This is a genomic window from Yeosuana sp. (genome assembly GCF_057126245.1).
The window spans coordinates 40,674-53,535 of the sequence record NZ_DBNGMQ010000028.1 but is presented as its reverse complement, the minus strand read 5'-3'; the positions used below and the strand labels follow the sequence as shown (position 1 = coordinate 53,535).

Below are 12,862 nucleotides of genomic sequence, written 5' to 3'. Positions count from 1 at the left end.
ACTGTAGAGAATACAAACGCTACAGCTAATAATAAAAATTGAGTAGTTTTTTTCATAATTTTAATAAAGATTAAATTACTTGAATTAGTCACGCAAAAATAAGTATAATTATACATTCAACATTAACTAATTGTTAACAATTTTTGGCAAAAATTAACAATTGGAAGTAATATACTTTAGATGAAAAAGAGAGAAAATGGTAAAAACCCTAAATTATTATCAGTGATTACGCTAATTTCTTATAATACTGCAAAAGATTTGTGGTAGAAGAATCATGCTTGTTAATTGACTCACTATTAAATTCTTTAAGTATTTTACTGGCTAATTGCTTACCCAATTCTACGCCAAACTGGTCATAACTAAAAATATTCCAAATGACACCTTGAACAAAAATCTTATGTTCGTACATGGCAATTAGTTTCCCTAAACTTTCAGGTGATAGTTTGTTAATAAAAATAGTGTTGGTAGGTTTATTCCCAGAAAATACTTTAAATGGTAATAAGGTTGCGTTTGCTCCTTCTACCTTTACTTGTTCGGCAGTTTTACCATTTAATAGGGCTTCGGTTTGAGCTAAAAAATTAGATGTTAATTTGTCTTGATGGTCTTGATTTCCGTGAAGTGACTTAACAAATCCTATAAAATCGGCAGGTATTAATTTTGTTCCTTGGTGTATTAATTGAAAAAAGGCGTGTTGTGAGTTGGTACCTGCTTCGCCCCAAATAATGGTACCTGTTTGGTAGCTAACAGGGTTTCCGTTTCTATCAATACTTTTTCCATTACTTTCCATAATGCCTTGTTGCAAATAGGTCGCAAATTGATTCAAGTATTGAGAATACGGAATAATAGCTTCAGTCTCAGCCTCAAAAAAGTTATTATACCAAACACTAATAAGCGCCAAAATTACGGGAATATTGGTTTTGAAATCTTCATTTTTAAAATGAACATCCATTTTATTTGCCCCTTGTAATAGGCTATCAAAATTGGTATATCCAACGGCTAAACTTATGGATAGGCCAACCGCGCTCCAAAGTGAAAAACGGCCTCCAACCCAATCCCACATGGGAAAAATATTGTTTTCATCAATTCCAAAAGACTTGACATGCTCAATATTAGTTGATACTGCAACAAAATGCTGGGCAATAGCCTCTTCACTTGCTGATTTTAGAAACCATTCTTTGAGCGTATTTGCATTAGAAAGTGTTTCTTGTGTTGTAAAAGTTTTTGAGACAACTACAAACAAGGTTGTTTCTGGGTCCAATTTTTTAATAACTTCATTTACATGATCGCCATCAACATTACTTACAAAATGCGTTGTTAAATGGTTTTTATAAAACTGTAATGCTTCTACAACCATGGCCGGACCAAGGTCTGACCCACCAATACCAATGTTAACAACATCGGTAAATGCTTTTCCTGTAAAACCTTTTAGCTCACCATTTACCACTTTGTTAGTAAACAACTCTATTTTTTGTTTCACCTCATAAACTTCTAGCATGACATCAACCCCATCAACGATACACTTAGACGACTTTGGAGCCCTTAAAGCAGTATGAAGCACAGCTCTTCCTTCTGTTTGATTAATAATTTCTCCTGAAAACTGACATGCAATGGCTTCTTTTAATTTTACTTCTTCAGCTAACTCAAGAAGATAATTTAATGTCTCTTCGGTAAGTCTGTTTTTTGAAAAATCTACATAAAAATCGTCCCATGTAATGGTGAATTTATTTGCTCTATCTTTATCTTGAGCAAATAAGTCTCTCATATGTACGTTTTGTATTGTTTTAAAATGTTCTTGAAGGTGTTTCCACGACTTTGTTTTTGTGGGGTTTATGCTTGGAAATGTCATTATCTTATGTGTGAAATTAAATTTTCTTTTATGTGTTCCTTTTGAATCTCTGCTTTAAAAGAAATACTGTCTAATTTTAATTTTATAGGCTTTATAAAATCTAAATATTTTACTTTAAGTGAATCTGAAATAGGTTTAGCTTCTGGTAATTTTTGTTTAAAAGGGTCTACTTGATTTCCATTTTTCCAAAAACGATAGCACACATGCGGACCACCAGTATTACCTGTCATTCCAACTCTTCCAATAATATCCCCTTGCTTTACAAATTGTCCAACTTTTACAAGCCGTTTACTCATATGCAAATACTGTGTTTCGTACGTAGCATTATGTCTAATTTTTACATAATTGCCATTACCACCTGTGTAACTCGATTTTGTTACGGTTCCATTAGCAGTTGCCCTAATTGGCGTTCCTATTGGTGCTGCAAAATCGGTCCCTTTATGTGGTCGAACTTTAAACCCATAAACCGCAATTCGTCGTTTTAAATTATATCTGGAGGATATTCTACTAAAGGATACCGGTGCTTTTAAAAAGGCTCGACGTAAATTTTTAGCTTCATCATTAAAATAATCAACAATCCCTTTAACCGTATCTGTTTTGAAAGCGAACGCGTACATAGGCTCTTTATTATGCTCAAAATAGGCTGCATGAACTTTGTGAACTCCAGCATAGATTGTATCATCAATGTATTTGTCTGTATACATCACCTTAAATCGATCTCCCTTTTGAAGACGCCTAAAATCAATGGTCCATGCGTAAATATCATCAGCCATAATATAAGCCAATCTTAAACTCAATCCTTGATCATCTAAAGTTTCTGAAATATTATTTTCTATAACACCTGTTGCGGTTTTCTCAACATACTTAATGGGTTTTCTACTTGTATATGCGTGTATCGAATCTTGAAAATTTACAACTACATAATCTTCTATATTTGGCTGATAAATAAAACACTTTGCAATTTCTAATGAATCTTTAGAGCACAATAGTGTATAGGGTTTGCCTACTTGAAGACTTCTTCTTATATCAAAAGAATCCTTTGCCTTTTCAGCAATATGAAATATTTTAGGATAGCCCACTTTATTCCGTTCTAATATTATACCAAAGGTATCTCCTTTCCTAATGGTATCACGCTTAACAATATAATCATTTAAGTTGAAACCAAATTCATATATATCTGGTTCAACGATTGCAACTTCTTCTGATAATTCCTCATCTAAAGGCTCTTTAGCGTCTTCTTTACAGGCAACGATACTAATTGCCAACATAAAACCTATTAAACCTCTGTTCCCCATTCTTCTAGTTCTTTTTCTGTCCATAAATCTGGAAAAAATATTCTCTTCTGATACTTTGGATGCATATATTTTACCCATTCACTTCCTCCTGTTGCTTCGGTGGTTTGCCCACCAATATTTAAATAATGATTTGCCGTTTTATAATGTGCCATAACCCATTTTATATTGACTGTATAGTCATAATGTCGCATCGCTTTTATTAATTCCTTATTTTCCTTTTCTGCTTGCGGCAAGGTTTTAAATTTTGTCCACAAATTGTGCGTATTATAAAATTGTGTAAATCTAATAAATTCCTCTTTGTATTTTTCTTCAAAAACTGTTAATGTGTAACTTTTTTTACCTGTTTTATAATCTTTTCCTGCAGCTTGCCAATATAAATGCTCAAAAGCATTTTCATAGGATGAATTTCTATCAATGTTCTCTCTAAATCTTTTATCAATTAAGTTGATAAGCTCTGTAGAGGCAAACTCAATTTTTCTGTATTGAGCGCTTTGAAATCCGCTTGCAGGGGTTAATGTGGTTCTAAATTTATTGTATTGGTCAACGTCCATCCCATCTTTCATAATACTAAATGATGATGTTAACATATCAAAATACCGACTAATACGCATAAGTTTTGATGAAAATAATGTAGCGTTTACATCTAAGGTTTTTGCTACCTGTTCAATTTCACCAAGAATCATTTTAAACAATAGTTCATTGATTTGATGGTACATAATAAAAACCATCTCATCGGGTAACGACGTGCGTGGTATTTGAAGATTTAATAAAGAATCGGTATGAATATAGTCCCAATAATTAATAGGTTTACTGTATAATAAACCTTCTAAATGAACATCTAAATCTTGTTCTATTTTTTGGTATTTATCTTTAAGTTGATTGGTTATTTTCTTTTTCAAACTCTTTTAATTATCAACAAGTATCTTGAAAGAATGTTTTAATCCTTTATTTTAACAACTATTTTGAAAGGGTGTTTTAACTTTTTAAAAGTTTCGAGGTCTGCTCTTAATGAGCCAACAGCTAAATCAGCTTTAATGCGCAAAGGTAATTTATTTTTGTCTTTTGAAACCCATAGTGTTAGACTTTCTTCTTCTTTAAAAACACGTCCAGCCATAACATATGGTCTGAATTTTAAGGACTCAATATCGCCAAACTCTGTGTTGATTGTCTCTTCTCCAAGATATTTTAATTTGAACCCATAATTTTCTTCATCAAAAAACATATCTACTCTTACCTCATCGCCCACTTTCAACTTACTTATATCTAAACGATCTCGCAAATAATAGTATGTCGAGACCATGTCTTGAATATTTTTTGAGGTATCAAACACCTTTTCGGTATTTTTCTTTTTATCATAAACAATGGCTTTCTGATTAATTTGATCAAAGTTTATTTCTAAATTCTTGGTGTGACCACCTTCATTTATATCTCTTACAAATTTATATGGCAACAGTGTTTCTTTATCAAAATAGCTTTCATATCTGTCTTTCACTTTAAAAAACCATTTTATCATTCCAGTAGTCCAACCCTTTCCTGTAACGTGATACACCTCTTTATCATCAATTTTAGATTCTTTTACTGTAAGGGTTGCATTTCCTGCTTTTAAAAAACCGCTATAACTCATTTTGAACTTCAACCATTCACCATCACCAAAGGATGATACAGATTGCCCAAACGAGAACTGAATGGCAAGAATGCTTATTATGATATATAGCCTTTTTTTCATATGTCTTATGTAAATGTAAATAACTGCAAGTTACTTAACGTATTTTTATGGCATATAATTTACAATTACTGTTCCAAAAGTATTAAAACAATAAAACACCATCAAAATTAAATGATGGCGTTTTATTAATTTATCATTAAATCTTGGTTAAAGAGTGCCTCTATTAGCCTGCTCTCTTTCTATCGATTCAAAAAGAGCTTTAAAATTACCTGCACCAAAACCTTTGGCCCCCATACGCTGAATAATTTCAAAAAACAAAGTTGGCCTATCTTCAACAGGTTTTGTGAAGATTTGCAATAAATATCCTTCTTCATCGGCATCTACCATGATTGATAACTCTTGAAGCTCTTTCATGTCTTCTTTCATCATATCTCTGTGCTCACCTAATCGTCTTGGAATATCATCATAATATGCCTGAGGTGGTGGTGGCAAAAACTCCACACCTCTTGCTTTTAATTGAGACACGGTAGCGATAATATCGTCTGTTGAAACTGCTATATGTTGAACACCAGCACTTTCATAAAAATCTAAATATTCTTCAATTTGAGACCGTTTTTTGCCTTTTGCTGGTTCGTTTATGGGGAATTTTATACGTCCGTTACCATTACTCATAACCTTACTCATGAGTGCTGAATATTCGGTATGAATTTGTTTATCATCAAAGGAAAGAAAATTTTCAAAGCCCATCACCTCTTCATACCACTTTACCCAGTTGTTCATTTGTCCCCAACCTACGTTGCCTACCATATGATCAATATACTTGAGTCCAACTGCTGTTGGATTATAGTCGGATTCCCATTTTCTGAAACCTGGTAAAAATGTACCCTTATAATTCTTTCGCTCCACAAACATATGTACTGTTTCGCCATAAGTATATATGCCTGCACGAACCACTTCTCCATCTTGATCTTTCTCAGCAACGGGTTCCATATATGATTTTGCACCTCTTTTTGTAGTTTCTTCATAAGCTTTTTTGGCATCTTCAACCCAAAGCGCAATAACTTTTACACCGTCACCATGTTTTACAATATGTTGATTGATTGGCGATTTACTATTTAATGGTGTTGTTAGTACTAATGTAATTTTGTCTTGTTTTAATACATAACTCACAGCATCTTTTGAACCTGTTTCTAATCCTTTATAAGCATATGATTGAAATCCAAACGCTGTTTTATAAAAATGGGCAGATTGTTTTGCATTACCTACATAGAACTCGACATAGTCAGTTCCTAAAAGTGGTAAAAAATCTTGCGCCCCTTCGAATATTTTTTCTAAACCGTAGTTTACTGATTTTATGTTTTTACTCATTTTTTTAAACGTTTATTAGTTTAATCGTTAAGTTGTTTAACTTATAACGAACATGTTATGTTTTTAGCCCTGATTATAGCGGCATCCTTTTTTGATTTTTATTCAAAAAAGATACAACGAAAAGCAGGAAATAGCTTCAAATTATATTACTCTAACCACGATTTATAATAATTCTCATCAGCAATTTTCATAGCTTCTTCTGTGACCATAAGTGGTTTAAATGTATCAACCATTACCGCTAATTCTTCTGTTTTTGTTTTACCTATGCTCCGCTCTGTAGCTCCTGGGTGCGGACCATGTGGTATGCCTGCAGGATGTAATGAAATATGCCCAGCTGCAATATCGTTTCTACTCATAAAATCACCATCTACATAATACAATACCTCATCACTGTCTATATTACTATGGTTGTAAGGTGCTGGAATGGACTGCGGATGATAATCGTACAATCTTGGAACAAAACTACACACTACAAAAGCATCGGTCTCAAAAGTTTGATGCACCGGTGGCGGCTGGTGTATTCTCCCAGTTATAGGTTCAAAATCATGAATTGAAAACGCATAGGGATAATTAAATCCGTCATAACCAACAACATCAAACGGATGGGAAGCATACACCATATCAAAAATATTATTCTGTTTTTTAACTTTCATTAAAAAGTCTCCCGTTTCATTATAAGTTTCTAACTCTTGCGGTTGACGAATATCACGTTCACAAAACGGTGCATGTTCTAATAATTGCCCAAACCAATTTCTATAGCGTTTCGGTGTATAAATAGGCCTATGTGATTCTACAATAAAGAGTCTGTTATCTTCGGTATCGAAATCAATTTTATAAATGACACCTCTTGGAATTAATAGGTAATCCCCATACTTAAAATCAAGATTCCCGAGCATGGTTCTTAATTTTCCAGTACCCTTATGAATAAAAATTAATTCATCCGCATCCGTATTTTTATAAAAATAATCTTTGGTTGATTGCTTTGGTGCAGCCAAAATGATGGAACAGTCGCTATTAGTTAAAACAATCTTTCTACTCTCTAAATAATCATTTTCTGGCTTTACTTGAAAACCAACAAACCTATAAGATTGTATATGATTTGCTTTAGCTATTTTTGGAGCAACACTATATTGTCCTTTAATTTCTTTAACCTGAGTTGGACGTTGCTCATGGTAACTATTGGTTGACATACCATCAAACCCAATAGTGCCAAATAGCTGCTCATAATACAGTGTACCATCTGGTTTTCTGAATTGCGTATGTCGTTTGGGCGGTATATTTCCTAATTTATGATAAAATGGCATTTTTTAAATATTAGAGGTTAAATATTAAAAAACAAAAGTTGTAAAACTTTAAATTTCAATGATATATAAAGATACAATAAAGTAAGCTTATTCAGGATTTCTCTTGATAAGATAGTGCAAAAACTGAAGTAAATCGTTCCAAAAAAGTAGCATACACTAACAAATATCGTAAAAAAAATTAACCTAAAATAGTGCTAATACCTTTTAACCAATCGTCAATATTTGTTTCATTCGTATTAAAAGCCATGCTTTTATTTCCATAAGGCTGATACTTTTCAAGCTTAGTAACTTTAAAAAACCCAACTACGGGTATTTGAGCCGCACTTGCCAAATGCATGACGCCATTGTCCGGCGCTATAAATATAACCGTATTGGCTAGCAGTCCACACATTTCTCTTACATCTTCACTATAATGTGTTGGTGCTTTAAAATTAATTTTTGAAACATTTTCAATAGGTAATAATTCAATGATATTGTAGTTTTGGAAATCACTTTGTAAACGTTCATAAAGAATTGCCCACCAATCTTCATCGTAAATTTTTTTACCTGTAGCATTGGTATAGATACATATAGTTGGTTTATCATTTTTTACAATATCTTTCAAGATAGCCTTCCCTTTTCTAATTTCATCATCGCTCAACTTAATGTTTATGGTAGAAATTGGTTTATCACTCTCTTTTATTCCTAAGAAACTTAAATACTTTCTTAAGTGATACACAGGATGCTTGGCTATATGATCATAATCATTAAACTTGGCTTTAAGGGCATCATCATTTTCGCCAAAAACTTTAAATTTTGCCTTTGCTACCTGGGTAGACAACCTTCCTGACGATGAATTTTTATCGCCATTAATTACCAAATCATAATCATGTCTTTTCAGTTTAAACCAACACATAATGTACTTAAACAAACTGTTGAAAGGCTTTCTAGGAAGTTGAATGATGCTATCTACATTTTTATAGTTTTGAAAAACAAGGTTGGCAACACCTCCTTTTACAAATAAATCAATTTTACAATCTGGAAACAAATTTATCACTTCTTGAACCAACGGCGTGAGTAACAATTGATTGCCTAATCTATGGTTTGGCCTTGAAATTAAAACTCGTTTAATATTCAGTTTTTCACCCTCAGCAAGAACAGTTTGTGTAAGAGAACTTCCAATATTTTTAGTTAAGCCATGCATCAAACGCATCCTTAGCTTATTTATTCGTTTAGGTACTTTCATACGCGTACTATCATAAATTTTTTAGTATAACAAAACTAACTTTTTACCGGTTTTTAGCCTAATAAGGTTCTATTAATTATGGCAGTTTTTAAAACCAAAATCCAACATTAAAAAACCAAATGCTTTCTCCTTGTTCCGGAGAATAATTATATTTTACCTGAATAGGTCCCAAAAACGTATCGATAGCATATCCTAAAGCATAACCCCTGTAATCTGGAAGTGTAAACCATTCGCCTGTTTCAAAAATATTATCTTCTACATTTGCCCAATTCCCTTCTAATGTAATATGATGATTTTTAAAAATTTCATAATCTGCTCCAAAGTAAGCTTTCACATAACTATTTCCTACAAGCGATATAAAATCATATCCCAAAAACGGAATTAAATTATTAATTAAATTATTGCCATAACCACCTAAGGCGAAATCAAATGTATTGGTTGAACGATCTCCTAATCTAAATCCGCCGCCAGTTTGAAGATTAAAAGCTAGTTTATCTGAAACACTAAACGCATAACCTATTGTGGCTTTTGCTATTGAAAAATTTTCAAAATCTGCATTAAAACTCGAAGCATAAAAATAGTTTTGCATTGCGCCTTCAAAATAAACGCCTCGTTTAGGGAAATATTTATTATCATAAGTATCTAACTTAATATTTCCAAATAGACTTAAATAATCTGTTTTTTCAAAAACAAACTCATTTGTTGATGAATTTAAGTTAAAGGTTTCTGAAGTAATTTCAAGACGTTTATGTTCTAAGCCAATACTTAATGCAAAATCTTTTCTGAATAATGTTTGTAAATAAACTTGATTGGTTTGATCAAATAATTTTGCATCTACCTTATTTAAACCTGTACCCGTAATTTGCGCATCTGTTAATAACAATTGTGCATTTATACTCTTATTAAATTGATTTAATCGAGACCTCAAACCTATACTCCAATAGAATCCTTTATCTATAAAATACTCGAAATTGTATCTTACATTATCTCCTAAAATCACATCTAAAGTGGCGACATCATTATTAAAAAGCAAGCGCTTTTTCGTAATATTTACGAGCGCTGCACTTTTGTACAATTTATCATAATGCAGTCCTAATTTAATATAGGTGCTAATACCCGTTTCTGTTAATTTTGTATTGAGATCGTAACCTTCATTGATATTAGCTTTTCTAAATTCATATTGAAAATAATCGAAATTGTTAGTTGCTATTAAACTATTAACCCCTTGATTAAACTTTTTATAGGTTATATTTTCATTTCCTTTAAGTTTTAATTTTCCTAAAATATAGGCTCTGGAATACTTTTCATTCCCTGTAATTTTAATTTCATTAATGCGGATACTATCGTGTACCGGCTTTTTTATTTCTAATTTAGGTTGTTTGCTTTGGTTTTCTGAAAGGCTTAATAAAGCACCTGCATTAAATGTAGCCGCTTCTTTACCCATTCGAATAATTTCTCGACCTTCACTAAACGAAACCACATTAAAATCTTTAATATCTGGTTTTATATAGATATCTGTTTTTTTAACCTTAGTTTTCATATCGTTGATGGTTCTAAAGTTATTTATTTGCATTAAAACGTCTAGTGCCGAGGTTAACTCTTCCCTTGTTGCTAACCCATCTTGAACATCAACTCCTATGATCACATCGACTCCTTTTGCCCTTAATTCATCAACTGGGTAATTGTTTACAACACCACCATCAATAAGCATATCATTATTAATTGTAACTGGCTGAAATACAGAAGGCAAAGCACCACTCGCAATAACCGCTTGCGCTAAATTACCTTTATCAAGTACCACCGCTTTTCCTGTTTCTGCATTGGTTGCAATACAAAAAAATGGAATGGGTAGCCTGCTGAAATCTTCAATATCATTAACATGTAAGGTTAGTCTGGAGATTAACACATATACATTTTGCCCTCTTGATAACGCCGATGGCAATTTAATTTTAAAATTATCAAAAGGCAATGTGACTGCATAGCGTTCTGAGTTATTACGTTCGTAAAACGCTTTTGATGCTCTCGGCAAATCATCGCTTATTAAGGTTTTAAAATCTATGGTTTGAAAAATAGAATCGAGTTCTTTTCCAGTATACCCTGAAGCATATAACGATCCTATAATAGCTCCCATACTGGTGCCTGCAACGTAATCTACCTTTATTCCTAAACTATCAATAACCTTTAAAACACCTATATGCGCTAACCCTTTTGCACCGCCACCACTTAAAACTAGGCCTACTTTAACATCGTTATTAGTCGCTTCCTGGGAAAACCCTTGAAAACAAAAAACAAAAAAGAGTACTAATAGTAATGGATGCTTCATTTATTATGATAATAATTATATATTTTTTCAGCTCTGGCCACTCCAACGACAGCTTCAAGTTCATCCAATTTGGCATTGGTGACACGTTTTACAGATTTAAATTGTTTTAATAACTCTACAATTGTTTTATCTCCTATACCTGGTATGGTTTCTAATTCAGTGTTTAACGCACCCTTGCTTCGTCTGTTACGATGATGTTCTATCCCAAAACGATGGGCTTCATTTCTTAACTGTTGTATAATTTTTAGGGTTTCACTTTTCTTATCTAAATATAATGGAATTGTATCGTTTGGATAGAATAATTCTTCTAAACGTTTTGCAATTCCTATAATGGCTATTTTTCCTCTTAACTTTAAGTCGTCTAAAGCATTTAAAGCTGACGATAATTGTCCTTTTCCTCCGTCAATAATAATAAGCTGGGGCAGCGATTGTTTTTCATCTAACAAGCGCTTGTAACGTCTGTAAACCACTTCTTCCATCGAAGCAAAATCATTTGCTCCTTCAACGGTTTTTATATTAAAATGTCTGTACTCTTTTTTACTGGGCTTCCCGTTTTTAAACACTACACAAGCGGCAACCGGATTGGTTCCCTGAATGTTTGAATTATCAAAACACTCGATATGCCTTGGTTCTACAGACAACCGTAAATCGGTTTTCATTTGTGCCATAATTCTGTTAACGTGCCTGTCCGGATCGGTAATCTTTATCTGCTTAAACCGTTCCATTCTGAAATATTTCGCATTGCGAAGCGAAAGGTCTAAAATATGTTTTTTATCACCTAATTTAGGAATTGTCACTTTCAGATTATCTCCCAGATTAACTTGAAAAGGCACATAAATTTCTTTAGAATTCGAGTTGAACCGTTGCCGGATTTCTGTAATAGCGAGTTCTAAAAGTGTTTTATCAGTTTCATCTAATTTCTTTTTTATCTCAAGGGTATGAGACCGAATGATGGAACCATAAGATACTTGTAAAAAATTGACATAGCCAAAACTTTCATCACTCATAATTGAAAATACATCGACATTGCTAATCTTAGGATTTACAATGGTTGATTTTGCCTGGTAATTTTCAAGAATTTCAATTTTATCTTTTATGTTTTGTGCTTCTTCAAAATGAAGGTTTTCTGCACATGCTTTCATTTGAATTTTAAATTGTGATAAAGAATCTTTAAAATTTCCTTTTAAAATTTCTTTTATAGCTATGATGTTTTGGTTGTATTCTTCCTCGGTTTCATAACCTTCGCAAGCCCCTTTACAATTTCCGAGATGATACTCTAAGCATACCGAATATTTTCCGTTTTTTATCTTCTCTTTAGACAAATCATAATTACAATTACGTAATTGATATAACCCTTTTATCAAGTCCAATAATGTAGAAACCGTTTTCATACTGGTATAAGGACCGTAATACTCACTGCCATCTTTAAAAACGCGTCGTGTGGAAAACACTCTGGGAAATCGTTCCTTTTTTATACAAATCCAAGGATACGATTTGTCATCCTTTAGCATCACATTATACCGCGGTTGATACTTTTTTATGAGATTATTTTCTAACAAAAGCGCATCGGTTTCGGTATCTACAACGATGTGTTTTATGCTCGCTATCTTCTTTACCAATACGCGGGTCTTACCGTTATCATGGGTTTTCGTGAAATAAGAGGACACTCGTTTCTTTAAATCTTTAGCTTTTCCAACATAAATAATGGTGCCTTCAGAATCAAAATACTGATAAACGCCAGGTTGGTGAGGTAAGGTTTGTATTTGAATGTCTAAAGCAGGTTGACCCATAAACTCAAAGATAGTATATATCCAAAAACATTTCAACTATAACGT

The 12,862-nt window shown here is 32.8% G+C and carries 9 protein-coding genes; all 9 read right to left on the bottom strand.

The annotated features are described in order from the left end of the window. Positions 1 to 226: 226 nt before the first annotated feature. The gene (pgi, locus tag AC15TD_RS03050; RefSeq protein WP_484450668.1) at positions 227 to 1,846 is read right to left on the bottom strand and encodes a glucose-6-phosphate isomerase; all 1,620 of its coding nucleotides are present in this window, start codon (positions 1,844 to 1,846) and stop codon (positions 227 to 229) included. Then, the gene (locus tag AC15TD_RS03045) at positions 1,846 to 3,165 is read right to left on the bottom strand and encodes a peptidoglycan DD-metalloendopeptidase family protein (RefSeq protein ID WP_484450667.1); all 1,320 of its coding nucleotides are present in this window, start codon (positions 3,163 to 3,165) and stop codon (positions 1,846 to 1,848) included. The genes pgi and AC15TD_RS03045 overlap by 1 nt, the downstream gene beginning before the upstream one ends. Beyond that, complete coding sequence (locus AC15TD_RS03040) at positions 3,123 to 4,040, bottom strand: tryptophan 2,3-dioxygenase family protein (protein ID WP_484450666.1); 918 nt, start codon at positions 4,038 to 4,040, stop codon at positions 3,123 to 3,125. Before AC15TD_RS03040 ends, AC15TD_RS03045 begins: the two co-directional genes overlap by 43 nt. 38 nt (positions 4,041 to 4,078) lie before the next feature. Then, positions 4,079 to 4,867 carry a DUF3108 domain-containing protein gene (locus AC15TD_RS03035; RefSeq protein WP_484450665.1) on the bottom strand — a complete coding sequence of 263 codons (789 nt, stop codon included), beginning with the start codon at positions 4,865 to 4,867 and terminating at the stop codon, positions 4,079 to 4,081. A gap of 147 nt (positions 4,868 to 5,014) precedes the next feature. Next, on the bottom strand, positions 5,015 to 6,175 hold the full coding sequence (gene hppD / locus AC15TD_RS03030; RefSeq protein ID WP_484450664.1) for a 4-hydroxyphenylpyruvate dioxygenase: 1,161 nt from the start codon (positions 6,173 to 6,175) through the stop codon (positions 5,015 to 5,017). A gap of 146 nt (positions 6,176 to 6,321) precedes the next feature. Continuing rightward, on the bottom strand, positions 6,322 to 7,479 hold the full coding sequence (locus AC15TD_RS03025) for a homogentisate 1,2-dioxygenase (protein WP_484450663.1): 1,158 nt from the start codon (positions 7,477 to 7,479) through the stop codon (positions 6,322 to 6,324). A gap of 178 nt (positions 7,480 to 7,657) precedes the next feature. Next, positions 7,658 to 8,704, bottom strand: a complete 1,047-nt coding sequence (locus tag AC15TD_RS03020) for a glycosyltransferase family 9 protein (RefSeq protein WP_484450662.1) — start codon at positions 8,702 to 8,704, stop codon at positions 7,658 to 7,660. 88 nt (positions 8,705 to 8,792) lie between these two features. Then, positions 8,793 to 11,027 carry a patatin-like phospholipase family protein gene (locus AC15TD_RS03015; RefSeq protein ID WP_484450661.1) on the bottom strand — a complete coding sequence of 745 codons (2,235 nt, stop codon included), beginning with the start codon at positions 11,025 to 11,027 and terminating at the stop codon, positions 8,793 to 8,795. Next, a complete protein-coding gene (uvrC, locus tag AC15TD_RS03010) occupies positions 11,024 to 12,817 on the bottom strand; it encodes an excinuclease ABC subunit UvrC (RefSeq protein ID WP_484450660.1) in 1,794 nt (597 codons plus the stop codon). Before uvrC ends, AC15TD_RS03015 begins: the two co-directional genes overlap by 4 nt. Positions 12,818 to 12,862: the final 45 nt, after the last annotated feature.

Excerpts from the sequence above, each read along its gene's own strand:
- pgi (WP_484450668.1), bottom strand. The coding sequence starts at position 1,846 with ATGACATTTCCAAGCATAAACCCCACAAAAACAAAGTCGTGGAAACAC.
- AC15TD_RS03045 (WP_484450667.1), bottom strand. The coding sequence starts at position 3,165 with ATGGACAGAAAAAGAACTAGAAGAATGGGGAACAGAGGTTTAATAGGT.
- AC15TD_RS03035 (WP_484450665.1), bottom strand. The coding sequence starts at position 4,867 with ATGAAAAAAAGGCTATATATCATAATAAGCATTCTTGCCATTCAGTTC.
- hppD (WP_484450664.1), bottom strand. The coding sequence starts at position 6,175 with ATGAGTAAAAACATAAAATCAGTAAACTACGGTTTAGAAAAAATATTC.
- AC15TD_RS03025 (WP_484450663.1), bottom strand. The coding sequence starts at position 7,479 with ATGCCATTTTATCATAAATTAGGAAATATACCGCCCAAACGACATACG.
- AC15TD_RS03020 (WP_484450662.1), bottom strand. The coding sequence starts at position 8,704 with ATGAAAGTACCTAAACGAATAAATAAGCTAAGGATGCGTTTGATGCAT.
- AC15TD_RS03015 (WP_484450661.1), bottom strand. The coding sequence starts at position 11,027 with ATGAAGCATCCATTACTATTAGTACTCTTTTTTGTTTTTTGTTTTCAA.
- uvrC (WP_484450660.1), bottom strand. The coding sequence starts at position 12,817 with ATGGGTCAACCTGCTTTAGACATTCAAATACAAACCTTACCTCACCAA.